This window comes from Streptomyces sp. NPDC026062 (assembly GCF_055568375.1).
The window spans coordinates 29,364-54,405 of the sequence record NZ_JBVHOQ010000032.1 but is presented as its reverse complement, the minus strand read 5'-3'; the positions used below and the strand labels follow the sequence as shown (position 1 = coordinate 54,405).

Annotated in this window: 19 protein-coding genes; 3 read left to right on the top strand and 16 right to left on the bottom strand. The window is 69.0% G+C overall.

The window, feature by feature from the left end:
- Nucleotides 1–243 precede the first annotated feature (243 nt).
- From topA to ACZ4LX_RS26490, 7 genes are all read right to left on the bottom strand, one after another.
- Nucleotides 244–3,126 (bottom strand): type I DNA topoisomerase, encoded by a 2,883-nt coding sequence (topA, locus tag ACZ4LX_RS26520; protein WP_467649427.1) that lies wholly within the window; start codon nt 3,124–3,126, stop codon nt 244–246.
- Nucleotides 3,127–3,570: 444 nt separating this feature from the next.
- Nucleotides 3,571–3,768, bottom strand: coding sequence for a hypothetical protein (locus tag ACZ4LX_RS26515; protein WP_467649428.1), 198 nt, complete (start codon nt 3,766–3,768; stop codon nt 3,571–3,573).
- Nucleotides 3,769–4,654: 886 nt separating this feature from the next.
- The gene (locus tag ACZ4LX_RS26510; RefSeq protein WP_467649429.1) at nt 4,655–6,190 is read right to left on the bottom strand and encodes a DUF7059 domain-containing protein; all 1,536 of its coding nucleotides are present in this window, start codon (nt 6,188–6,190) and stop codon (nt 4,655–4,657) included.
- A gap of 268 nt (nt 6,191–6,458) precedes the next feature.
- Nucleotides 6,459–7,103, bottom strand: coding sequence for a small secreted protein (locus tag ACZ4LX_RS26505; protein ID WP_467649430.1), 645 nt, complete (start codon nt 7,101–7,103; stop codon nt 6,459–6,461).
- Nucleotides 7,104–7,426: 323 nt separating this feature from the next.
- On the bottom strand, nt 7,427–9,859 hold the full coding sequence (locus ACZ4LX_RS26500; RefSeq protein WP_467649431.1) for a sodium-translocating pyrophosphatase: 2,433 nt from the start codon (nt 9,857–9,859) through the stop codon (nt 7,427–7,429).
- A 399-nt stretch (nt 9,860–10,258) separates the two neighbouring features.
- The gene (locus ACZ4LX_RS26495) at nt 10,259–10,732 is read right to left on the bottom strand and encodes an ATP-binding protein (protein WP_467649432.1); all 474 of its coding nucleotides are present in this window, start codon (nt 10,730–10,732) and stop codon (nt 10,259–10,261) included.
- A gap of 448 nt (nt 10,733–11,180) precedes the next feature.
- Nucleotides 11,181–11,534: an STAS domain-containing protein gene (locus ACZ4LX_RS26490; protein WP_003967428.1), complete on the bottom strand. Its 354-nt coding sequence runs from the start codon at nt 11,532–11,534 to the stop codon at nt 11,181–11,183.
- A gap of 78 nt (nt 11,535–11,612) precedes the next feature.
- Between ACZ4LX_RS26490 and ACZ4LX_RS26485 the strand changes: the two genes are divergently transcribed.
- Nucleotides 11,613–14,090 (top strand): DEAD/DEAH box helicase, encoded by a 2,478-nt coding sequence (locus ACZ4LX_RS26485; protein WP_467649433.1) that lies wholly within the window; start codon nt 11,613–11,615, stop codon nt 14,088–14,090.
- Between the two features lie 36 nt (nt 14,091–14,126).
- Here the strand turns inward: ACZ4LX_RS26485 and ACZ4LX_RS26480 are convergent, their stop codons facing one another.
- The 7 genes from ACZ4LX_RS26480 to ssd form a co-directional block, all read right to left on the bottom strand.
- Entirely contained in the window at nt 14,127–14,696 is a 570-nt protein-coding gene (locus ACZ4LX_RS26480; protein WP_467649434.1) for an Rv3654c family TadE-like protein, read from the bottom strand.
- Nucleotides 14,693–15,040 (bottom strand): TadE family type IV pilus minor pilin, encoded by a 348-nt coding sequence (locus ACZ4LX_RS26475; protein ID WP_467649435.1) that lies wholly within the window; start codon nt 15,038–15,040, stop codon nt 14,693–14,695. Before ACZ4LX_RS26475 ends, ACZ4LX_RS26480 begins: the two co-directional genes overlap by 4 nt.
- A gap of 118 nt (nt 15,041–15,158) precedes the next feature.
- Nucleotides 15,159–15,356: a DUF4244 domain-containing protein gene (locus ACZ4LX_RS26470; protein WP_393058986.1), complete on the bottom strand. Its 198-nt coding sequence runs from the start codon at nt 15,354–15,356 to the stop codon at nt 15,159–15,161.
- Between the two features lie 64 nt (nt 15,357–15,420).
- Nucleotides 15,421–16,260 carry a type II secretion system F family protein gene (locus ACZ4LX_RS26465; protein WP_467649436.1) on the bottom strand — a complete coding sequence of 280 codons (840 nt, stop codon included), beginning with the start codon at nt 16,258–16,260 and terminating at the stop codon, nt 15,421–15,423.
- Nucleotides 16,257–17,159 (bottom strand): type II secretion system F family protein, encoded by a 903-nt coding sequence (locus ACZ4LX_RS26460; protein ID WP_467649437.1) that lies wholly within the window; start codon nt 17,157–17,159, stop codon nt 16,257–16,259. The genes ACZ4LX_RS26465 and ACZ4LX_RS26460 overlap by 4 nt, the downstream gene beginning before the upstream one ends.
- Nucleotides 17,156–18,304, bottom strand: coding sequence for a TadA family conjugal transfer-associated ATPase (locus tag ACZ4LX_RS26455; protein ID WP_467649438.1), 1,149 nt, complete (start codon nt 18,302–18,304; stop codon nt 17,156–17,158). The genes ACZ4LX_RS26460 and ACZ4LX_RS26455 overlap by 4 nt, the downstream gene beginning before the upstream one ends.
- Complete coding sequence (gene ssd, locus ACZ4LX_RS26450) at nt 18,301–19,431, bottom strand: septum site-determining protein Ssd (protein ID WP_467649439.1); 1,131 nt, start codon at nt 19,429–19,431, stop codon at nt 18,301–18,303. The genes ACZ4LX_RS26455 and ssd overlap by 4 nt, the downstream gene beginning before the upstream one ends.
- Before the next feature lie 500 nt (nt 19,432–19,931).
- Between ssd and ACZ4LX_RS26445 the strand changes: the two genes are divergently transcribed.
- Nucleotides 19,932–20,771: an HAD family hydrolase gene (locus ACZ4LX_RS26445; RefSeq protein ID WP_467649440.1), complete on the top strand. Its 840-nt coding sequence runs from the start codon at nt 19,932–19,934 to the stop codon at nt 20,769–20,771.
- A 567-nt stretch (nt 20,772–21,338) separates the two neighbouring features.
- Here ACZ4LX_RS26445 and ACZ4LX_RS26440 read toward each other — a convergent pair.
- Complete coding sequence (locus ACZ4LX_RS26440; RefSeq protein ID WP_467649441.1) at nt 21,339–22,163, bottom strand: Fic family protein; 825 nt, start codon at nt 22,161–22,163, stop codon at nt 21,339–21,341.
- 102 nt (nt 22,164–22,265) lie between these two features.
- On the opposite strand from ACZ4LX_RS26440, the gene ACZ4LX_RS26435 reads away from it, so the two are divergent.
- Nucleotides 22,266–23,261, top strand: a complete 996-nt coding sequence (locus tag ACZ4LX_RS26435) for an ATP-binding protein (protein ID WP_467649442.1) — start codon at nt 22,266–22,268, stop codon at nt 23,259–23,261.
- A gap of 271 nt (nt 23,262–23,532) precedes the next feature.
- On the opposite strand, the gene ACZ4LX_RS26430 is transcribed toward ACZ4LX_RS26435, so the two are convergent.
- Nucleotides 23,533–24,864 carry a polysaccharide deacetylase family protein gene (locus ACZ4LX_RS26430; RefSeq protein WP_467649443.1) on the bottom strand — a complete coding sequence of 444 codons (1,332 nt, stop codon included), beginning with the start codon at nt 24,862–24,864 and terminating at the stop codon, nt 23,533–23,535.
- Nucleotides 24,865–25,042 lie beyond the last annotated feature (178 nt).

The following is a 25,042-nucleotide window of genomic DNA, read 5'->3' as shown; positions in this document are numbered from 1 at the left end:
GCAGCCCCGAGGCCACCCCAGAAGGCCCGGACCGCACCACACCGGAACACAGCACCCCGCACCGGACCGGAACACAGCACACCGAACCACACCGCACCGAACCACACCGGAACACGGAAACGCCGGGTGGGCCGGACACTCGTCCAGCCCACCCGGCGCTCAGAACCCCCGAACCGACCCGAACCGACCCGACCCGGCACGCCCGGGGCCGGCGCGCGCCGGCCCCGGCCCAGCCCCGGAAGGTCAGTCCTCCGAAGCCGACGAAGCCGTCTTCTTCGCGGCGGTCTTCTTCGCCGCGCCCGTCGTCTTCTTCGCAGCGGTCTTCTTCGCCGCAGTCGTCGTCTTATTCGCGGCCGTCGTCGTCTTCTTCGCCGCGGTGGCCTTCTTGGCCGGAGCCTTCTTCGCGGTCGCCTTCTTGGCCGGGGCCTTCTTCGCCGTCTTCTTCTTGGCGGGCCCCTTGGCACGCTTCTCGGCAAGCAGCTCGTAGCCGCGCTCCGGAGTGATCCCCTCGACGCTGTCGTCGCTCCGCAGCGTCGCGTTCGTCTCGCCGTCGGTGACGTACGCGCCGAACCGGCCGTCCTTGACGACGACCGGAGCACCGCTCACCGGGTCCGTGCCCAGCTCCTTCAGCGGCGGCTTGGCGGCGGCCCGCCCGCGCTGCTTGGGCTGGGCGTAGATGGCGAGGGCCTCTTCGAGCGTGATGTCGAAGAGCTGGTCCTCGGAGGTCAGCGACCGCGAGTCCGTGCCCTTCTTCAGGTACGGGCCGTAGCGGCCGTTCTGCGCGGTGATCTCGACGCCCTCGGCATCCTCGCCGACGACGCGCGGCAGCGACATCAGCTTCAGCGCGTCGGCCAGGGTCACCGTGTCCAGCGACATCGACTTGAAGAGCGAGGCGGTCCGCGGCTTCACCGCGTTCTTGCCGGTCTTCGGGGTGCCTTCGGGCAGCACCTCGGTGACGTACGGGCCGTAGCGGCCGTCCTTGGCGATGATCTGGTTCCCGCTCACCGGGTCCGCACCGAGCTCGAAGTCGCCGCTCGGCTTGGCCAGCAGCTCCTCCGCCAACTCCACGGTCAGCTCGTCGGGCGCCAGGTCCTCGGGGACATCCGCGCGCTGGTGGCCCTCGGAGTCCTTCTCGCCGCGCTCGATGTACGGGCCGTACCGGCCGACCCGGAGCTTGATGTCGTTGCCGACCGGGAACGAGGAGATCTCCCGGGCGTCGATCGCACCGAGGTCGGTGACGAGCTCCTTGAGCCCGCCGAGGTGGTCACCGTCGCCGTTGCCCGCGTCGGAGGCCTGTCCGGCACCGGCCGAGTCGTCCCCGTCCTGGGCGCCGAAGTAGAAGCGCCTCAGCCACGGCACGGACTGGGCCTCGCCCCGCGCGATGCGGTCGAGGTCGTCCTCCATACGTGCCGTGAAGTCGTAGTCGACGAGCCGGCCGAAGTGCTTCTCCAACAGGTTGACCACGGCGAACGACAGGAACGACGGTACGAGCGCCGTGCCCTTCTTGAAGACGTAGCCACGGTCGAGAATCGTCCCGATGATCGAGGCGTACGTCGACGGGCGGCCGATCTCGCGTTCTTCGAGCTCCTTGACCAGCGAGGCCTCGGTGTAACGGGCCGGCGGCTTCGTCGCGTGGCCGTCGACGGTGACCTCGTCCGCGGAGAGCGCGTCGCCCTCGGCGACCTGCGGCAGCCGGCGCTCGCGGTCGTCGAGCTCGGCGTTCGGGTCGTCGGCGCCCTCGACGTACGCCTTCATGAAGCCGTGGAAGGTGATCGTCTTGCCGGACGCGGAGAACTCGGCGTCCCGGCCGTCGCTCGCCCGGCCACCGATCTTGACGGTGACGGAGTTGCCGACCGCGTCCTTCATCTGGGAAGCGACGGTCCGCTTCCAGATCAGCTCGTAGAGCCGGAACTGGTCGCCGGTGAGACCCGTCTCGGCAGGAGTGCGGAAGCGGTCGCCGGAGGGGCGGATCGCCTCGTGCGCCTCCTGCGCGTTCTTGACCTTGCCGGCGTACGTGCGGGGCTTGTCCGGCAGGTAATTCGCCCCGTACAACTGCGTGACCTGGGCACGGGCAGCGGAGATCGCGGTGTCCGAGAGGGTCGTGGAGTCGGTACGCATGTAGGTGATGAAGCCGTTCTCGTACAGCTTCTGCGCGACCTGCATGGTGGCCTTGGCCCCGAAGCCCAGCTTCCGGCTCGCCTCCTGCTGGAGGGTCGTCGTACGGAAGGGGGCGTACGGGGAGCGGCGGTACGGCTTCGACTCGACGGACCGCACGGCGAACGCGGAGTCGGCGAGCGCGGCGGCCAGGGCGCGGGCGTTCGTCTCGTCCAGGTGCAGGGTCTGGGCGGAGCCGGCCTTGAGCTGCCCGTCGGGACCGAAGTCGCGGCCCTGGGCGATCCGGCGCCCGTCGACCGCGCTGAGGCGGGCGGTGAGCGTCGAGGGGTCGGAGGCGTCACCGGCGCGGCCGGTGGCGAAGGTGCCGGTCAGATCCCAGTATTCGGCGGACCGGAAGGCGATGCGCTCGCGCTCCCGTTCGACGACGAGGCGGGTGGCGACGGACTGGACACGGCCCGCCGACAGACGCGGCATGACCTTCTTCCACAGGACCGGCGAGACCTCGTAGCCGTAGAGACGGTCGAGGATACGGCGGGTCTCCTGGGCATCGACCATGCGCTGGTTGAGCTCGCGCGGGCTGGCGACCGCGGCCCGGATCGCGTCCTTGGTGATCTCGTGGAAGACCATCCGGTGGACCGGGACCTTGGGCCTGAGCACTTCCTGTAGATGCCACGCGATGGCTTCGCCCTCGCGGTCCTCATCGGTGGCGAGGAAGAGTTCGTCGGATTCGGCCAGCAGCTGCTTGAGCTTCCTGACCTGGGCCTTCTTATCGGCGTTGACGACGTAGATCGGCTGGAAGTCGTTCTCCACGTCGACGCCGAGGCGGCGCACCTCGCCGGTGTACTCGTCCGGTACCTCGGCGGCGCCGTTCGGCAGGTCGCGGATGTGCCCGACGCTCGCCTCGACGACGTATCCGGGGCCGAGATAGCCCTTGATCGTCTTCGCCTTGGCAGGCGACTCGACGATGACGAGTCGGCGGCCGCCCTGTGCGGTCTCGCTGGTCGGGGACAACTTCGCTCTTCTCTCCGGTCGACGCTCGGTGGGCATCCGGGCAGCGCTATGGCGCTGCCGACAGTGCTGTCGCTGCGGAGTGTGACGGTACAACCCGCCCCCGTGTCAAACGGCAAAAGCCCGCAACGGCCACTCGAACGGTAACCCGACTTCCGCCATTCCTGCCGCCCGGCCCGCTCGGTCCGCCCCGCGCACGGCCGCTGCCTGCGGGTTTCGGCGGCGCTGTGGCTGCGCCGCGGGTACGGAGGGCGAGGAGCGGGCGGCTCGGGCGTGTTCCGGGGCGGGCGTGGGTGGCCGGGGCGGGAAGGGGGTCGGACGCGAGCCAGGACCTCGCCTCGGATACGAGCGCAGGACGCCGGCTCGGATACGAACCCGAATGCCGACCCGGAAGCGGGCACGGATGCCGCCCCGGACCTCGGCACGGGCATCGGCACGGATGCCGGTTCAGATGCGAGTGAGGCACCACACCCCGAGGACGAGGAAAAGTACGCCGAACAGCGTCGCGAGTGCGGTGGAAACAGCGGGGCTCACCCGGTGCGCCACCGGCGCACGGTGCAGCACGCGCGCCCCCGTCCACAGCAGCAACGCGGCGCCGAACAGCGTGAACACCGTCCCGGCGAAGACAGCAGGTCCGCTCTCCATACCCGTACGCCTCCCTGTCCCTGTCCCCGTCCCCGGCCCTCCGGCGCGCCCCGGCACGGTCCGCCCGTGCGGTGCCGCCCGGTTCGGGGGAGACTGCCACCGCGGAACGTCGCCGACGCGAACGCCGGGTGAACAGCCGAGCCGTGGTGGACACCTCAGCGCGGACGCGCGGCGACCATGGCCGAATTCACCTCACATCGAGGGCCGCGCGCCGCCTGCTGCCGCGTTCGAACACCTTCAGCAGCAGGACGGCGAGCACGGCATATCCCGCCTCTGCGGCAAGCTCCGCGGTCATACCCCGGTGTCGAGACCTGCACCGGCGGACAACTCTCGTGCTGCTTCGGGCGCGTGAGCCATGGGCAGGACGTCCCCGCCGGCCCGCATCCGCTCCGGCAGGTTCTCCCGAGAAACGCTTACGCCGGTCAGAAGCATGGGTTCGGAACTGGCCACGTTCGAGATGAGGAAGACATCACGGAACCGCAGCCCCGGTGCCCCCAGCGCGAGGTCGAAGGCAAAACGGCCCGCCGCGGCGGCGAGCAGGACCGCGGCAAGGCCGACAAGGCGCCAAACGGAATCCGGAGCCCGAGCCGGAAGCAGGCCACCGAGAGCGTGAAGACGCTGATGACAAGGCCGTTCAGTACATACGGAAGGGCACACCCGAACCAGAGCGGAGCCCGGTTACGAGGACTCGGCAGCACCGCACCGCACCGCACCGAGCGCGAGGGTCAGGCCCTCTCGGGATCCAGCGGGCACGGGCGGATACGAGGGTGGTCCTCAAGCGCGGGACAGCGCTCGGCGCTGCCTGCCCGCACGACATCGGCCGGGATGCCCCGGATACTGTCGATCCGTGTCGCGCCGAGCGACGTCCCATCCAGCTCGATACGGGTCACCCGGCCATCCGCCCGGCCGGAGGAAGCGGCTCCAGGAAGCCCTCCCCGACCAGGAGCCGGATGGCCTGCGGGGTACGGTCGCGCAGCTGCACCGGGTCTTCGTTCATCAACTGGGCGATCGCGTCCAGGATCCGGCCGGCGGGCAGCGATCCGTCGCACACGCCCGCGAATCCGGCGGCGACCGCGTCGACCTTCGTGGCACGTCGCATGCCTCGGTTCTGACGCAGCACCACATGCTCGGGATCCTCCGCCCCCGGCAGCCCCACCTGCTCCTGCACGACCTCACCGGCGAGGGTGAAGTGCGCGGCCAGCAGCCCGGCGTCGTCCTGCTCCCTCAGGTAGTCCTGGCGGGCGAAGTGCGCCTCGACGGCGGGTCCGAGCGGCTGCTCCACCGCGTGCGGCCACTCCTCGATCACGATCGAGGGCTCTCCGGCGGCGGCCGCTGCGGACTTGCGCAGGGTGATCCAGCCGAAGCCGACCCCCTTCGTCCCGTGGGCCTCGAACTCGTCCAGCCAGGCGTCGTAACGCGCGGCGTACTCCGCGGGGTCCGTACGGTGGTCGCCGCTGTCGCGCAGCCACAACTCGGCGTACTGCGTGATGTCCTGCACCTCGCGCTGCACGATCCAGGCGTCGCAGCCGTACGGAATCCAGGACCGCAGCCTGTCCTGCCACTCCTCGTCCCCGGTGTGCTGCCAGTTGGCCAGGAAGTGGGCGTAGCCACCGTCGTTGAGCCGGTCGCCCGTCTGCTGCACCAGGGTCCGGCACAGGTCGTCGCCCGCCATACCGCCGTCGCGGTAGGTGAGGCGGGCACCGGGCGAGATGACGAAGGGCGGGTTGGAGACGATGAGGTCGTACGTCTCGGCGCCGACGGGCTCGTAGAGCGACCCCTCGCGCAGGTCGGCCGGGGCGGCGCCGGACAGGGCGAGGGTGAGCCGGGTGAAGTCGAGGGCGCGCGGGTTGAGGTCGGTGGCGGTGACCCGGGTGGCGTGCTGCGAGGCGTGCAGCGCCTGGATGCCGGAGCCCGTACCGACATCCAGCGCGGAGCCGACCGGTCTGCGGACGGTGATACCGGCGAGGGTGGTGGAGGCCCCGCCGATCCCGAGGACGACCCCTTCCTCGTGCGAACCGATCCCGCCCGCGCCGCCCACCGCGCAGCCCAGGTCCGAGACGATGAACCAGTCCTGGTCCTCAGGCCCGCTGTACGGCCGCACGTCGACCGTCGCCCGCACCTTGCCGTCTGCCTCGGTGAGCCAGCCGTCCGCCACGCACTGCTCCAGCGGCAGCACCGCGGCTGCCTGCCCGGCAGGGACCGGGCACTGGAGCAGGAAGAGGCGCACAAGCGTGTCGAGCGGCGCGTCCCCCCGGGTGGCACGCAACGCCGGGACCGTCTCGCTGCGGGCAAGCGCGGCGTAGGCAGGTGCGCCGAGCAGGTCGAGGAGCCCGTCGGCGGTGAAGGCGGCGGCGAGCAGGGCTTCGCGGAGCCGGGTCGCGTGGTCTGCTGCGGGAAGGCTGGTCTTACTCACATGCCCCATTGTGAGGGCTGCCACTGACAACGGCAGCGGCCCGCCGGTCCATCAGGGGCCGCCGGGCCGTTCGTACGCCTCGTAGCCCGCCCGGTACGCCCGCCGGGGTGGCAGGTGTACATCTGCTGCGGCAGCCGCACCGCTGCTCGTGCAGGGGCACTCCGCAGAGGTCCGCTGCTCGTGCAGGGGCCAGGCGGGGCAGGGGCTGGGGCAGGGGGCCTGGGCAAGGAGCCCGCCGCTCAGCTGCGGCCCGCGGCCGAGACCGCGGGCCGCCCGGTTACGACTTCTCGCTGGGCGAGGCGGACGCCTCCTTGGACGGGGTCGCCCCCTCGGACGGCGTTGCCTCGTTCGGGGAACCGGCCGAAGGTGACGCCGAGGCCGTCGGCTTCTGGCAGCCCTTCTGCTTGGCCATCGCGGTGCCGACCTCACCGGACTCGAGCTTCATCTGCGCCTGGGCACCATTGGTGCTGATCTTGTTGAGCTCGTCCGCGACACCCTTGAGGCCGTCGGCGAACTTCGCCTGGTCCTTCGTGTTCAGGTCATCGACCTTCTTCTGCAGATTCGCGTAGGCCACGGAGGAGGCGTTGAGCTCCTTCACCGCCGCCTTCTGCGTGGCCTCGCCGTCGTCGACCGGCGGCGGACCCGCCGAGTCGACAGCCGTGCCCAGCGCCTTGTACGCCTGCGAGATCTGCTTGAAGGCAGCCGAGTCGGCCTCCTGGACGTCGGCGGGCTTGCTGTTGTCTGCGGTCTGCTGCTGGATGGAGGCGTTGGCGTCAGCGATCTTCTGCAGCTGGGGCTGGAACTGGTCACAGACGGTCTTGGCCCAGTCGTTCACCTTGTTGTCGCTGTCGTCGCTGCAGCCCGACAGCGTAAGTACCAGTACCGCACCGCCGGACAGTGCGGCCGCAAGCTTCTTGTTCACCGGATTGGTCCCTTCCAAGGCTCTCGGCCCCGGAACTTACACGCCGAGCGCCCTCCATCCGGGTGCCGTGCGCCCGAAGGATGACCTTTTGAAGCCATTTGCACCAAGGGAAATGAGGGAGATACAACTCACCCGCACGACCTCAGAATGCGGGAACACCTGCACGATTCACCACTCGTACGGATGCACCAGCGGGCGGACGCGACATCAGATCGCCCCGCCCGCGCGCATTTTGATCGGGCATCACCCAGCAATGATCTACGTGGTGCGGAACCCAGACCTACGTGGTGCGGAACCCGGACCTACGTGGTGCGGAACCCGGCCTACTGAGCAGCCGCCGGATCGGCCGGCCCGGCAGTGCCCTCCCCACCGTCGCCGGAGTCGCCTTCGTCCCCCACCGCGATGCCCCGCCGCTTGGAGATGTAGACCGCGCCGACGATGACCGCGATGGCCACCACCGCCACCACCGCACGTACCCCCGCGCTCGCATCCTCCCCGTAGCTGAACTGCACCACCGCGGGCGCGATGAGCAGTGCCACCAGGTTCATCACCTTGAGCAGGGGGTTGATCGCCGGCCCGGCCGTGTCCTTGAACGGGTCGCCGACCGTGTCGCCGATGACAGTCGCCGCATGGGCGTCACCGCCCTTGCCACCGTAATGGCCGTCCTCGACGAGCTTCTTGGCGTTGTCCCACGCACCGCCGGAGTTGGCGAGGAAGACGGCCATCAGCGTCCCGGTGCCGATCGCGCCCGCCAGATACGAGCCGAGTGCGCCGACGCCGAAGGTGAATCCGACCGCGATCGGCGCCAGCACCGCCAGCAGTCCGGGCGTGGCCAGCTCACGCAGCGCGTCCTTGGTGCAGATGTCGACCACTCGCCCGTACTCCGGCTTCTCCGTGTAGTCCATGATCCCGGGGTGCTCACGGAACTGCCGCCGCACCTCGTACACCACGGCGCCCGCGGACCGGGACACCGCGTTGATGGCCAGGCCGGAGAAGAGGAAGACGACCGCTGCGCCGAGGATCAGGCCGACCAGGTTGTTGGGCTGGGAGATGTCCAGGCTCAGACCCATCTCCCCGGCCGAGGCGCCCACGTCGTCGACCGCGGTGGCGATCGCGTCCCGGTAGGAGCCGAAGAGCGCCGCCGCCGCCAGCACGGCGGTGGCGATGGCGATGCCCTTGGTGATGGCCTTGGTGGTGTTGCCCACGGCGTCCAGGTCGGTGAGGACCTGCGCGCCGGCACCGGTGACATCGCCGGACATCTCCGCGATGCCCTGCGCGTTGTCGGACACCGGGCCGAAGGTGTCCATCGCCACGATGACACCGACGGTGGTGAGCAGCCCCGTACCGGCCAGCGCCACCGCGAAGAGCGCCAGCATGATCGACGTACCGCCGAGCAGGAACGCCCCGTAGACACCGAGCCCGATCAGCAGCGCGGTGTAGACGGCGGACTCCAGACCGATGGAGATACCGGCGAGCACGACAGTGGCCGGCCCGGTCAGCGAGGACTTGCCGATGTCCCTGACAGGGCGTCGGGTGGTCTCGGTGAAGTAGCCGGTCAGCTGTTGGATCAGGGCTGCCAGCACGATGCCGATGGCGACGGCGACCAGCGCGAAGACCCGCGGGTCCCCGCCGTGCGAGGTGATGGCCGCGTCCGTGACCCCGTCCAGTTCCGCGTACGAGGACGGCAGGTAGACGAAGACCGCGACGGCCACCAGCACGAGCGAGATCACTGCGGAGATGAAGAATCCACGGTTGATGGCGGTCATTCCGCTCCGGTCGGCGCGGCGCGGGGCGACCGCGAAGATACCGATCATCGCGGTGACCACACCGATCGCCGGCACGATCAGAGGGAAAGCCAGCCCCGAGTCACCGAAGGCGGCCTTGCCGAGGATGAGCGCCGCAACCAGCGTGACCGCGTACGACTCGAAGAGGTCGGCGGCCATACCCGCGCAGTCCCCGACGTTGTCGCCCACGTTGTCCGCGATGGTCGCGGCATTGCGGGGGTCGTCCTCCGGGATGCCCTGTTCCACCTTGCCGACCAGGTCGGCACCGACGTCGGCGGCTTTGGTGAAGATGCCCCCGCCGACCCTCATGAACATCGCGATCAGCGCTGCTCCGAGCCCGAAGCCCTCCAGCACCTTCGGAGCGTCGGCGGCATAGACGAGGACGACGCAGGAGGCGCCGAGCAGCCCGAGCCCCACGGTAATCATTCCGACCACGCCGCCCGTACGAAAAGCGATCTTCATGGCTTTGTGCGAGACCTCGGTGAGATCCTTTTCCGGTTCGCCTTCCTCGGGGGTCGCCTCACGCGCGGCGGCTGCCACCCGGACATTGCTCCGTACGGCGAGCCGCATGCCGATGTATCCGGTGGCTGCCGAGAAAAGGGCACCCACCAGGAAGAACAGCGAACGGCCCGCTCGCTGCGACCAGTTGTCGGCTGGAAGCAGCAGAAGCAGGAAGAAAACCACGACGGCGAATGCGCCGACAGTACGCAACTGCCGGGCCAGATAGGCATTCGCGCCCTCCTGGACCGCCGCCGCGATCTCCTTCATGCGCTCGGTGCCCTCGCCCGCCGCCAGCACCTGGCGTACCAGCAGCTGGGCGACGACCAGTGCGGCGACGGCGACGACCGCCACGACGATCACGATGACGCGGTTGTCATCCGTGAGTACTGCGGCCGCGAGAGTGGTGGGTGGGTCGGAAAGTGCGGAAAACTGCGTCAGTTCTGCCAGTGGTGTGGTGCCGAACCCCGCCATACGTCCTCCTTGACGCTCAGCGCTCAAGACGTGGACGGATTGTAGGGAGCGGAACACGATCAAAACAGTGCGCGGTAAATGTAATTGCTACTCATCCACCGAACGGCAATTGATCGAGTTCCCTACGTGGACCGAATGCAGTAATGGGACCGACGCATTTCCGCAAGATCGCTCATCGGACAGAAACGAAAAAGGCCCTGCTCAGCAGGGCCTCGGAATCTGGATCCGAGGTGAATCAATCACCCGGGTTACGCCATCGGGGCGGCCGGACCGCCCCGGGACCCCGCGCCGCCTCAACGAAGAACGGGAACGGACAGCCGCCGACTCCGGCCGCCTCGAAACACGGCAACCGGCATCCACCGCCGCCTCAGACCACCGCGGCCGGCGTCTCCGGCCGCCTCAAACCACCGTGGCCGGTGTCTTCGGCCAGCTCATGCGGATCACTCCGCCATCCGCACCGGACCTGACCTCTACGTCGTCGACCAGGCCGCTGATGACCGCGAGGCCCATCTCGTCCTCACCGTCGCCTTCGGCGTCCGGCTCCGGCTCGTCCGGCCCCACATCGGGCGCGGAGTCGCGACGTCCGGAGACACCACCGGGCACGGACCCGTCGGCACCCGGGCCGGGCACCTCATCGCCGACCTCGATGGAGAAGGACTTCTCCTCCTCGATCAGGACGACCGTGACAGGCGACGTAATGCCGTGGCTGCGGTGCAGCCCGACCGCCCGGCTGCAGGCCTCCCCCACGGCGAGTCGGACCTCGTCCAGCACGGCCTCGTCGACCCCGGCCCGGCGCGCCACGGCAGCCGCCACGAGGCGGGCCGTTCTGACGTGTTCGGGCTGGGCGCTGAAGCGGAGTTCAACGGTGGCCATGCGATCCCCCTCGAACGTACGTATGTGAATCCACAGGAGCCCGACGCGAGGCCCGGTGCTCCTGACTCTCTCTGCGAAAACCGTTTGCCCGATCGGCCGACTCGCCGCAACCGACGACGCCTCCGGCCATCCGGCCGACGTTCACCCGCTACCCGACGACCGTTCGAAAACCGTTCGACAGTCGTTCGACAGCCATCGAATCGGTGATCGGCCGGTGCTCCGGTCGCCTGGCGACCGGCAGCCGGCCATTGGATGAATGTCCGCCGCAGTCCGCCGAACGAATGACGGAAGGATGTCGGACACCAGCCCCGGAATTACCAGCCACCGGACCACCGGCCACCGGCCACCGATGCACGGCCACAGCCGTTCCGGCAGTCCGGGCATGGACCACCGTCGTACGGGCCGCGGTCGGGACAGTCCTGGGACCGTCCCGATCGCGGACGCGACGTCAGTCGGTTGCCGCGACGGCCTCATCGACCGTGGTGTGGATCGGGAACACCTTGGTCAGACCGGTGATCCGGAAAATCTTGAGAATGCGCTCCTGGTTGCACACCAGTCGCAACGAGCCCTCATGGGCCCGCACACGCTTCAAGCCACCCACGAGCACGCCGAGGCCGGTGGAGTCGAGGAAGTCGACACCTTCCATGTCGACAACCAGGTGGTAGCTGCCGTCATTCACCAACTCGACCAACTGCTCGCGCAGCTTGGGCGCGGTATACACATCAATCTCGCCACCGACCTCGACGACCGTACGGTCGCCACCAGGGCCGGACACATTGCGAGTCGACAAGGACAGGTCCACGGATCCTCCAGCACCTTGCTATCGAGCGGTCGCCCCTCGGTCTCCCCGGCGGAGCCAGGGGACGGATCGCCAGCCGCGATGGCATTCAATCACTTACGGGCAGCCATGCACGACGCCTTGGGACCATTGTCCGCCCTGCCAGTGACACACTCGGTGCCGATGGCCAAGAATCACCGCCCCAGTCGACCGCCGGAAAGCGGGGGTTCCCGCCCCTCTCCCGATGTGGTCCTCGACCGGCTCGCCGCAGGGGCGGGCCGGTCCGCGCGCATCACTCATACGGAGCACTTGCCCCCGCGTACGGGAACCCATGCCATCTGGCCCGATCGCATCCGTCCGGAAGTCGTCGCCGCCATCCAGAAAGCCGGCGTCGACCATCCGTGGACCCACCAGGCCGCCGCGGCGGAGCACGCGCTGGACGGCGAGTCGGTCGTGATCGCCACCGGCACGGCGTCCGGCAAGTCACTGGCCTATCTGGCCCCGGTCCTCAGCGCCCTCCTGGACGGCTCCGAGGCCCCCAACGGCCGTGGGGCGACCGCTCTCTACCTCGCGCCCACCAAAGCCCTGGCAGCCGATCAGAGGCGCTCGGTGAGAGAACTCGCGGCTCCGCTGGGCCACGGGATCCGGGCCGCTGTGTACGACGGTGACACCCCGGTCGAGGAACGCGAATGGGTGCGCCAGTACGCCAACTACGTCCTCACCAATCCCGACATGCTGCACCGCGGGATACTCCCGTCCCACCCGCGCTGGTCCTCCTTCCTGCGCGCCTTGCGCTATGTCGTCATCGACGAGTGCCACACCTACCGGGGTGTTTTCGGCTCGCATGTCGCTCAGGTGGTGCGCCGACTACGCCGCCTGTGTGCCCGCTACGGCGCCGATCCGGTGTTCCTCCTCGCTTCCGCCACCTCAGCGGAGCCCTCCGTCGCGGCAGGCCGGCTCACCGGTCTCCCGGTCACGGAGGTCGCCGACGACGCCTCCCCGCGCGGCGAACTGGTCTTCGCCCTGTGGGAGCCGCCTCTGACCGAACTGTCCGGCGAGAAGGGGGCCCCCGTTCGCCGTACCGCCACGGCCGAGACCGCCGATCTGCTCACCGGCCTGACCGTGCAGGGAGTACGTTCCGTCGCATTCGTACGTTCACGGCGTGGCGCCGAGCTCATCTCCGTCATCGCCAAGGAACGCCTCGCCGAGATCGACCGTTCTCTGCCCTCCCGGGTCGCCGCCTACCGCGGGGGATACCTCCCCGAGGAACGCCGCGCCCTGGAGCGCGCACTGCACTCCGGCAGCCTGCTCGGCCTGGCAGCCACGACCGCCCTCGAACTCGGTATCGACGTCTCCGGCCTCGACGCCGTCGTCATCGCGGGTTACCCGGGCACCCGGGCATCTCTGTGGCAGCAGGCCGGCCGCGCGGGGCGGGCAGGCCAGGGCGCCCTCGCCATCCTGGTGGCCCGCGACGACCCTCTGGACACCTTCCTCGTCCACCACCCCGAAGCGCTGTTCCAGCAGCCTGTGGAGTCGACCGTCCTCGACCCGGACAACCCGTACGTCCTGGCCCCCCATCTGTGCGCCGCCGCCGCGGAACTGCCGCTCACCGAATCGGACCTGGAACTCTTCGGCCCCGCCGTGGCTGAGCTTCTTCCGCAGCTGGAAGCCGCGAAGCTACTCCGCAAAAGAGCCTCGGGCTGGCATTGGACCCGCCGGGAGCGCGCCGCCGACCTCGCCGACATCCGGGGCGAAGGCGGCCGCCCCGTCCAGATCGTCGAGGAGGGCACCGGCAGGCTGCTGGGCACCGTCGACGAGTCCGCCGCGCACACCTCCGTCCACGAGGGCGCCGTCCACCTCCACCAGGGTCACACCTATCTGGTCCGGAAACTGGACCTGGAGGACTCGGTCGCGCTGGTCGAGGAGGCCAGTCCGCCTTACTCGACGACCGCCCGTGACACCACGGCCATCACCGTCCTGGAGACCGATACCGAGATCCCTTGGGGGGACGGACGGCTCTGTTACGGCTCCGTGGAGGTGACCAATCAGGTCGTCTCGTTCCTCCGTCGCAAACTGATCACCGGCGAGGTGCTCGGCGAGACCAGGCTGGACCTCCCGCCCCGTACGCTGCGCACCCGCGCCGTGTGGTGGACGGTCACCCAGGACCAACTCGACACAGCACGGATCAACCCGGAGATCCTGGGTGGCGCGTTGCACGCCGCCGAACACGCGTCGATCGGAATGCTGCCGCTCTTCGCCACCTGCGACCGCTGGGACATCGGCGGAGTGTCCGTGCCGCTTCACCCGGACACTCTGCTGCCGACCGTCTTCGTGTACGACGGCCACCCAGGCGGCGCCGGCTTCGCCGAGCGCGCCTTCCACACCGCCCACGACTGGCTGACCGCCACGCGTCAAGCGATCGCGTCCTGCGAGTGCGAGGCGGGCTGCCCGTCCTGCATCCAGTCCCCCAAGTGCGGCAACGGAAACGACCCCCTGCACAAACGAGGCGCGGTCCGCCTGCTCACAGAACTCCTCCGATCCGCCCCACCCGCCCCGGTCCGGACGGACGGGAGCCCCTGAACACACCGGGCAGACGGGGCGGACTCTGCGGAGGAGTCAGGTCCAGCAGGGCAATCCGGCTCCACGGGAAAGGCCACCTCTCAGGAGAAGCCGGCCCCCTGATGAAGCCATGCTCTCCGGAGGAACCCGGCTCGACGCACGTATCGGGTTCGACGCGCGAATCAGGCTGGACGCGCGAATCGGGTGCTCCGAAGGCCTGAGCTGCGGGGTGGGTGGCGCGGTCGGCGGGCCCGCCCGAGACCTGACCTCGGGCGCGTACGGCCCACGCCGAACCCGGGCCGTCACATCGGCGATCTCCCCCTCAACGATGCACCGCACTACCTCCGCCCCTTGCGCCCTGGCCACCACCACGGCCGACCGGCAGGCAGCGGGGGCTCCCTCCAGAGCACGGTCTGCGGCAGCGAGCGCGGCCAGGTCGGCAGCGCCCCCCGCCCGGTGCCGGACCGCCACCATCTGCCCGAGAGCCAGAACCGCCGCGAAGACCACACACAGCGCCGCCGCGGTCACCGCAGACCAGACGGTCGCCAGCCCCCGATCCCGCCGCTTCCCGAACACAGCCAACCGATACAGCCCCAGGGACGGCCTCCGAAGCCCAGCCCGGATCATCCGACCACGCCCGTCACATGCATGACCCCCGCCACGTCCTCGGCCCCTGTCACATCCTCGGCCGCGGCTGCGGCCTCCGCACTCAGCGTCACTGAGAGCGGCCCGGGGCCAGGCACCGGCGCGGTCACGACGACTCTCCACAACCCCCCGGCCCGCCCCACCTCAACCCGGGCCCGGTCGGGTGCCGCCGAAAGGGCGGCCTCCCTCACCTGCGCCTCCGGTTCGGAGCGGGCTGCCGCCCGCGCGCCGGCTCTGGCCGCGTCCACGCATCGGATCTGGGCCGAGGCAGCCATCAACGCCCACAACAGGGCAAGCGCGAAGATCACCAGCACTGGGATCGCCATGGCCGCCTCCGCTGTCACCGCTCCACGGTCGCCACATCGGCTCGTCACCCCAGGCCCCTCCCGGGCGTGTCTCCCCCGCTCGGCTCCTTCCCCGGAGGGCTCCGTCCCAGCTCCCCCATCAGAATTTCGCATCAAGAGCGTCCTTCAGCAGCGATTGCAGCTGCGCCATGACAGGTGGGCTGGTGACCACCTTGTAGAGCACCGCAGCAAACGCACAGGCCGCAATCGTTCCGACCGCGTATTCAGAGGTCGTCATTCCGGCGTCCGCCCGCACCTTGCGTGCCACGGTTCGCATCCAGCGCATGATTTTCCGCATCACTTTAAACCCCCTCAATCAGTACTTCTGTGATGAATTGCGTTTATCTATGCCTTCTGGGCCATCAGGGCTGCAGTAGTCCTCCTGCCAGCCCGATGACCACGGGCGCTACGCCCACGGCGAGGAATGCAGGGAGGAAGCAGAGCCCTACCGGTGCAGTGATCAACACAGCGGCCCTCTGCGCCCGCGCCACCGCCGCGCTGGCCCGCTCTGCTCTCATCGCCTCGGCCAGCCTGGATACCGGCTCCGCCGCAGGAGCGCCGGTCGACCCGGCCCGGTCCAGACAGCGCGCCAGCGCGGCCGCGCCCGGTATCTCTCCGAACCTCCCCCAGGCCAAGGCGGGATCGCCCCCGAGTCGGATCTCCGCCGCCGTACGCGCCAGTTGCTCACCGACCGGTCCGTCCAGCGACGCACCGACCGCCTCGGCGGCCTCACGCGGGCCGGCCCCCGCAGAGATGCACGCGGCAAGCAGATCTGCTGCCAGAGGAAGCCCGCGCATGGACTCCGCTGCTCTCGCCGCTTTCTCGGCAGTTGCTCTCGGTGCCTTCCCGAGCCGCGCGGCGCGCTGCCACCGCCGTGTTCCCCAGGCCGCCACCAGCCCAACCGCCCACCCGGCGGGACCACCCACCAGGAACCAGCCCGTCACAGCGGCACCCAGCAACGTCGCCCACCGCTTGGCCCCTGCGCCGAAGGCCGGCCACCGCGTACGCCCCGCGCACGTTCCGGACCGCCCGCCAAGGGACATCGGAGCGATGGGGGACACATCGAGAAGGTTCAGGCCGCGCCGCCGCACCCGCTGCGCCGTCCGGCGTCGCGCCAGGACCTGGGCCAACCTGACAGACATGCCCAGCACCAGCCCCACCACCCCCACCCTGTGGACAACTTCAGCAGCCAGGGCGCTCATGCGACTTCTCCCTTACGGACGATCCGGGCGGCCCATAACAGCCCGGCCGCCTCCAGCGATCCGCCCATCACCAGACAAGCCAGTCCAGCGGTGGTGTGCAGCAACACCGCCAGCGGATCTGCCCCGAGCGCCGCTCCCAGCCCCAGGCCCAGCACCGGCAGCAGTGCCAGCACCACAACCGTCGACCAGGCACCGGCCAGTTGAGCCCGCAGTTCCTCCCTCCGGCGCAGCTCGGCTCGTAACGCGCCCTCCAACCGGTCCAGACCGGCCGCGAGACCGGCGCCACCGTCCGCTGTCACCCGCCAGCAGGCGGCCACTCCTGCAAGCCCTTCCAGGCCCGGCTCGCGCGCGGCCTGCCCCAGCGCTCGCGGAACATCGCCCCCGAACCGTGCCGCAGCAGAAACCCCAGGGCCTGCCGCACCCAGCACCCGCGTTCCGTGTACCGCGACAAGCAGTGCCTGCCCCGGCTCGTACCCCGCCCTCAGCTCGCCCACCACAGCGCCGCACAGGTCCACCACCCCCTCGGCCCGGCGCTCCCATGCCTTGTGCTGTTCCCTTCTCCGCAGCCACCTCCGCACCAAGGGAACTGCGGCCACCCCCGCAATCAGGGGCAGCACGGACTCACCGAGAACGGCCAGAGCAAGCGCCCCCGGCAGGCACCACCACTCACGGCGCCCCCTCAGCCACTCGTAAACCCGCCTCCGGCCGGCGTCCCAAGTCTTTCGAAGGGGCGCCCGCCTCGTTCCTTCACCGAAGAACGACCTCGCTCTCCGGCGCCCCTGACTACGCCCGGTCGCAGTCAGCCCTGCGGCACCCAGCCCGGCAGCCGCTGCCACTGCCGCGTACAGCGCCGTCGCATGCGCCACTTCCGGTACACCTGCCGATGTGCCACCGCTCATCGCTCGCCCCCGATCAACGCCCGCAGCCGCTCCCAGCCCCGCTCACACTCGAATCCGGCAGCTCCCCAGCGCAGCGCGGGCACGGTCACCACCAACCCCGCCCCATCCCGTTCCAGCACCTGGACCTCGGCGACCCTTCGCCGCCCGGTCCGGTCACGTACGAGATGGACCACCACCGACAACGCCGCGGCCAGCTGGCTGTGAAGTGCCGCCCGGTCCAGACCCGCAGCGGTCCCGAGCGCCTCCAGCCGGGCCGGAACGTGTTCGGCGGCGTTTGCGTGCACCGTTCCGCAGCCACCCTCGTGCCCCGTGTTCAAGGCAGCCAGCAATTCGGTGACTTCGGCACCTCGCACCTCGCCGACGACCAGCCGGTCGGGGCGCATGCGAAGGGCCTGCCGCACCAGATCCCGGAGGGTCACACGCCCGGCACCCTCCTGATTCGCGGGGCGCGATTCGAGGCGCACCACGTGCGGGTGGTCCGGCCGGAGCTCGGCCGAGTCCTCAGCGAGCACGATCCGCTCCTGCTCCCCCACCACACCGAGCAGGCTGGACAGGAGCGTCGTCTTTCCCACTCCCGTTCCGCCACTGATGAGGTAGGAGACCCTCGCCTCCACCAGAGCCCGCAACACCCGGTCGCCGCCCGGCGGGACCGTCCCGGCAGCAACCAGCTCCCGCAACGAGAAGGCCTTCGGCCGCACCACGCGGAGCGACAGGCACGTCGATCCGACCGAGACCGGCGGCAGCACAGCATGCATCCGAGTGCCGTCCGGAAGACGGGCATCCACCCAAGGCCTGGCATCGTCCAGGCGCCGCCCCGCAACAGCCGCCAGCCGCTGTGCCAGTCTGCGGACCGCCGCCGCATCCGTGAAGGCAACCGAGGTGAGTTCGAGCCCGCGACCCCGGTCCACCCACACCCGGTCGGGTGCGGAAACCAGCACATCCGTGACTGCGGGATCGGCGAGGAGCGGCTCCAGCACGCCGGTCCCAATCAACTCGCCCCGCAACTCATCGGCTGTTCCCAGCACTTCGATGTCGCCGAGCAACCGCCCCTGCGCCCTCAGTGCCGCCGCCACCCCTGCCGGAGTCGGCGCCACGCCGCTTTCCGCCAGCCGCTGACGCACAGCGTCGAGCAAGGCTTCGGTCACGACGTGCCTCCCGCGACAACCGGGCCCCCGCCCGTCTCACCCACAAGTGCCCTGTCCCAGAAGGCCGAACAGAACCTGGCCAGTGACCCACGCGGGCTTCCACCGGGCGGCTCCCCCATGTCCTGGTCGGCGAGCAAGCCTGGCTCCAAGGGGAGTTCACCAGCGAGTGGAAGCCCCATCGCGTGCGCCACCCACTGTTCGTCGAGCCCGGATGCGTACGGTCCGCGTGCCACCACGCGGAGGTCTTCCAGCACCATCCCGGCCATCGACGCCACCCGCTTCGCCGCGGCGACCGCCCGCAGCTCTCCGGGCACCACCAAGAGCCCGAGGTCCAACTGCGCCAGTGCCTCCGCCCCCGCCTCATCGATCCGGCGCGGCAGATCCACCACCACCACCCCACCGAGCCTGCGCGCGGCGCCAAGAACCGCCTGCATGGCCTGCGGCGGAATGACCACCGAATCGTCACGGCCCCAGCTGAGGACTCTCAGCCCGTGCAGCGCCGGCAACGACTCCTCCAGCGCCCCGCCACCGACCCGCCCTTTGGAATGGGCGAAATCAGGCCACCGCATTCCCTCCGCCCGCTCCCCGCCGAGCAGCACATCGATGCCGCCGCCAAGTGGATCGCCGTCGATCAGCATGGTCCGCCGACCGGCCCTCGCCGCCGTCACCGCCAGCGCACAGGCCAGCGTGGACGCTCCGGAACCGCCCCGGCCACCGATCACTCCGACGGTCATCGCGGGCCGACCGACCCCCTCGGCGGCGTTGGCGATCTGGTCGACCAGCCAGTTCTCCGAATCGGGCAGCCGCAGCACGTACTCGGCTCCGATCTCCACCGCCCTGCGCCACACGTCGGGAGCATCCTGGTCGCGCCCCACGAGCATCACACCGCGCCTGCGAGCCGCCCCGCGACATCGCGCCGCCGCGTCGTCACCCACGAGAACCATGGGCGCCTGCTCCCATCCCCCTTTGCGGTCGGGCAGCGTGTGATGAACCTCGGGCTCCGCGCCGGCGGCTGCGCACAGCCTCAGCAGATCGTCGAGCAGTTCCACATCCTCGGTCACGATCAGCGGTCCGCCCTGCCGCGCTTCGGCGACCGGCAGACGATCCCGCGCACTGGATTCAGCCACGATCTCCGCCCCCTTCTTCACTCACCTTCACCGCGGTTCGCGGCACTCTCGGAGCGTTCCGAGAATCGGTGATTCCAGAACCCGTGGACTTCACGGGTGGAATCACAGTGCGGCACTTCCGGAAAGCGTGTGGATCTTGCTCAAGAACTGGGGACAACTGCACCGCTGTGAATAACTCCGTCGCCCACACAGGCGACTTCCGAGAGCATCACTTCCATCACGGAGCGTGATGATGCATGCTGATGCCAGGCCAGTACGACAGCAGGCCATGACGGGAACAAAGGAGGAGAAATGCCTGATTTTGAGCGACAGGACCGCGCCCGGACATGCGACGACCCCCGCCGGGGGGGAGAGCGGGGGTCGTCCCCACGGCCGACTCGGGGGGGGAGGAGTCGGACCGGGTTAGCACGGTCGCGAACGATCCGTGACTTCCATGGTGTACCCGACAGCCTTCTCGAGCAAACCCACGCGCTGGGGTTTACGCCGAATGGTGGGCCTCTATGCTCTGCCTTGTGGAAAACCGCTTCTTGCCGCGCACAGCCGCCTTCTTTGACCTGGACAAGACGGTCATTGCGAAGTCATCGACGCTGACCTTCAGTAAGTCCTTCTACCAAGGCGGACTGATCAACCGCCGTGCCGTACTGCGCACCGCGTACACACAGTTCGTGTTCCTCGCCGGGGGCGCAGATCACGACCAGATGGAGCGGATGCGTGAATATCTCTCATCGCTCTGCAAGGGCTGGAACGTGCAGCAGGTGAAGGAAATCGTCGCCGAGACCCTGCACGATCTGATCGACCCGATCATCTACGACGAAGCCGCGACGCTCATCGAGGAGCATCACACCGCCGGCCGCGACGTAGTGATCGTGTCGACCTCGGGCGCCGAAGTCGTGGAACCGATCGGCGAGCTGCTGGGTGCCGATCGCGTCGTCGCCACACGAATGGTCGTCGGCGATGACGGATGCTTCACCGGAGAGGTGGAGTACTACGCGTACGGGCCTACGAAGGCCGAGGCCATCAAGGCTCTCGCCGTGTCCGAGGGCTACGACCTCACCCGCTGCTACGCATACAGCGATTCAGCCACAGATGTGCCGATGCTGGAATCCGTCGGTCATCCGCACGCGGTCAATCCGGACCGCGCGCTGCGACGCGAGGCGACTCTGCGGGAGTGGCCGATTCTCGTCTTCGACCGCCCGGTACGACTCAAGCAACGCCTGCCCGCGCTTTCAATGCCGCCTCGGCCGGCACTCATGGCCGCTGCGGCCGTGGGCGCCGCAGCCCTCACAGCCGGACTCGTCTGGTACACCGCCCGCCGCCGCACCACCGCAACGTCGACGTGACCGGGCTCTACGTGAGGGGCTCTGCGCAGGATGACGGAATTCGCCACCCCGCGCGGAGGCCACACCCCGCCCACAGGACACCGAGCACCGGGCGCCACACTCAGCGACGTCGAACCTACTCGAACGCACCGCACCCCGCGCCGGGAGATCTCTCGTTTGCGCCGACTCGTCCGTAATTGAACATAAAAGTAAAGAAGTTCGGCCAGCACTTCCACTCACCCAGCCCCTGGAGTACAAAGGACTCAACGGCCCGCGAGACCACGGACATCCGAGAGGATGACCGGTAACGCAGAGAAGGCCCCACGGACCGCGCATGAAAGCCGGGTACCCACGCGACGTCGACCCGTCGATTACGGGCCAGCCACACCAGGGACGGGCAAAGTACTCGACCTGATGGGCACATATCGAGGACGCTTGGTAACCGGGCAGACATGCCAGCGGCGGTACCGAGGACGGTACCGCCGCAACCTTTGCCATCCACCCCGGGAGCAGTTCGCACCGGTCGCCCGAACGGCAGAAGCCCACGGGGACCCAGCAGGAGACGCTCCCGCGTTGAGTCGTCGCCCGCTACGCCGCTCCGCGCTGAAGTGCCTCACATACCGCCGTCGACTCCCTGACACCCAGCTCCGCCGCCCGCCCGCAGTGCGCGATCCAGGCGCCCACACCATCCGGCGTCCCTGACAGATAGCCCTCGAAGGCTGCGACGTAGGCGGCCCGCCCCTGCTCGGCATGGCCGACCTCTGCCGGGCAGATCGACTTGGGGTCGAGCCCGCTCCCGATCAGCACGATCCGTTCAGCGGTCCGCGCCACCAGGCCGTTGTACGACCCGAAGGGGCGCAGTGCCAGCAGCTCGCCGTGCACAACGGCAGCCGTCACCAGAGCAGGAGCCGCACTCCCCGAAAGAATGAGCCCACTGAGCCCCTCAAGTCGCCCCGCGACCTCGTCGGCCTGAGGCAACGATGCCTCGATCAGCGGCTCATCCACCGGCTCACCCGCCAGCCGGGGCCGGCCGACCGCATCATCCGGCGCCGCGCCTCCGGCCGCGACCAGATGAAGTCGCGCAAGGACCCGCAGGGGCGACTGTCGCCAGATGGAGAGCAGTTGCCCCGCCTCTGCCGTCAGCCGCAGCGCCGCCCCGATCACGTGCGCCTCACCGTCACCACTGAAGTCAGTGCGGCGACGAACCTCCTCAAGATTCCAGTCGGCGCCGGAAAGCGCGGCCGACCCACGGGCGCCCCGCAAAGCCGCCTCGGCAGTCACCTCGTTACTGCGACGCCGCATGACACGGTGCCCGTACACCCGGTCGACAGCCTTGCGAACAGAGTCCACCGCATCCGGCACTCCTGGCAGGGCACCCAGGGCGGCGAGCGGGTCCGAGGAAGTCGTACTCATAAGTAGCGAGGCTACGCGCCCCTTGCGCACCTGCCGGTCCGGAGTGGCATTCTTCACGAAGTCTGGCAGCGCAACGCAGTCATGCGACTACCCTAGGTGAACATGAAGATCGCTTTCGTAGGGAAGGGCGGCAGCGGCAAGACCACGCTGTCCTCGCTCTTCATCCGCCACCTTGCCGCCAATGAAGCCAACGTCGTCGCGGTGGACGCCGACATCAACCAGCATCTCGGGGCCGCACTCGGCCTCGACGAGAAGGACGCAGCGTCCCTCCCTGCCATGGGGGCGCAGCTGCCACTGATCAAGGAGTATCTGCGGGGCAGCAACCCGCGCATCGCTTCGGCCGAGACAATGATCAAGACCACGCCGCCGGGCGAGGGCTCTCGGCTGCTACGGGTATGCGAGGACAACCCCGTCTACGACGCCTGTGCCCGTACGGTCGGGCTCGACGACGGGGACATCCGGCTGATGGTCACGGGCCCGTTCACCGAATCGGACCTGGGAGTGGCCTGCTACCACTCCAAGGTCGGCGCGGTCGAGCTCTGCCTCAACCACCTCGTCGACGGTCCCGAGGAGTACGTCGTGGTCGACATGACGGCCGGTTCGGACTCCTTCGCCTCCGGCATGTTCACCCGTTTCGACATGACGTTCCTGGTCGCCGAACCGACCCGCAAGGGCGTCTCGGTCTACCGCCAGTACAAGGAGTACGCACAGGACTTCGGCGTCGCGCTGAAGGTGATCGGCAACAAGGTGCAGGGAGAGGACGACCTCGAGTTCCTGCGCGCCGAGGTCGGGGACGATCTGCTGGTCACCATCGGGCACTCCGACTGGGTCCGGGCCATGGAGAAGGGACGCCCCGCCCGCTTCGAGTTGCTGGAGGCGGACAACCGGATGGCGCTCCAGTTCCTTCAGAACGCCGCAGAGGACTCGTACGGACAGCGGGACTGGGAGCGCTACACACGGCAGATGGTCCATTTCCATCTGAAAAACGCGGAGAGCTGGGGCAACGAGAAGACGGGTGCGGACCTGGCCGCCCAGGTCGACCCCGCCTTCGTGCTCGGCGAGCGGTACGCGCGGGCCGAGACCGCACAGCCCGCCTGAGCGGCAACTGCCAGGGCCTGTCCTGCCCGGATCTGCCGGACAGGCCCCTGCGCGTCCTCCGCCAGGGGATGGGCCGAGGAGTACCGTCCCGGCCGGGTTTGACCGCCGGCCATGGCAGGGCCGACCGTCGGCATACCGAATTGGACCCGACCGCCGGCATACCGGCCTGGGCCCGACCGCCGGCGCAACGGTCGGCACCCGGCGGTCGTCCCGTCGTTCGACTCAATCTCCCGAGCAACCGTCGGCCTTGACGGCAGGCACAACGGTCGCCCTACTCGTCGGCGCTGTGCCCCGCAGATCCGGCGGGCACCTTCGCCTCGGCCCGCCCCTGCTGCTGCACCTCGCCCTTACCGGGGCTCGCGCCCCCACCGAGGAACGACGCCCAGCCGGCCGTAGGCGCCTTGCCGACCTTCAGCGTGCCGAGCTTGGAGAGCATGGCCGGGTCCTGTGCGTCCAGCCAGTCCGCGAGTTGCTTGAACGACACACAGCGCACGTCCTTCTTGGTGCACACCGTCTCGATCGTCTCCTCGATGGCGCGCATGTACGTGCCGCCGTTCCAGGACTCGAAATGGTTGCCGATGACCAGAGGGGCACGGTTGCCGTCGTAGGCACGGTCGAAGGCCTGGATCAGACCGTCCCGCATCTGATCGCCCCAGTACTCGTGCTGGTCCGGATCACCCTGCGTCGTACCGGACTGGTTGAACATGAAGTTGTAGTCCATCGACAGGGTCTCGAACTCGCGCCCCGGCACGGGGACGAGCTGCATCGAGAGGTCCCAGATACCACCCTTCTTCTTCGGCCAGACCTGGTCGTTGACTCCGCTGGAGTCGTAGCGGAAGCCCATCGAGCGCGCCGCCGCAACCATGTTCTTCTGACCTTCCAAGCAGGGAGTCCGGCCGCCGATCAGCTCCTTGTCGTAGTCGAAGGGCAGCGACTTGTCGCCCTTGAGGTCCGGATCGTTGCTCTTCCAGCCCTTCACGAACGACTTCGCCTGACTGATCTCGCTCTTCCACTCGTCGACGGACCAGGTGCCGACACCGCCGTCCTCGCCGCAGAAGTGGCCGTTGAAGTGGGTGCCGATCTCATTACCGTCCAGCCAGGCACCACGGACCTGGGCGAGGGTGTTTCGGATGCCTTCGGTGTCGTTGAAGCCAATGTCGGAACTGCCCGCGTTGTGCTTCGGCGGGTCGTAGAGCTTCCGCTTCGCCTCCGGCAGGAGGTACACACCGCTGAGGAAGTACGTCATGTTCGCCCCATACTTCTTGCCCACCTCGCGGAAGTGGGAGAAGAGCCGCTGACTGTCCTCTCCCGCCCCGTCCCAGGAGAACACCACAAACTGCGGGGGCTTCTGGCCAGGTGTCAGACGATGCACGGCCGGCTGCTTCGGCTGGGCACCCGTAAAGGCGGTCGAGCCGTCACCGATGAGCCGGAACACGCTCTTGGGGGCCCCTTCGGCGGCTTTCTTCTTCACCCCCGCGGCACCGTTCGCCGCCCCGGGGTCAGAACCGCTCGGGCCGGAACCCGACCCGGCGCAGCCGGCCGCTCCAGCGACCAGCGCAACAGTGACGACGCCCCAGGCGAACCTCTTCGTGGCGGCCATCATCCGCCCACCTTCTTCCTCGCAGGTACCTTGCGCCGAAGCGCCGACACGGCTCGGTCAAAGTTGCACGCATTGCACATAAATTCGGGCGACAGGCCGCATGAAAAGATGCCTATTCACTGGAATGGGTGCTTGAATGGCCCATTTGCCCTTAACGCTGGACACCAATCTTTACTCTCCA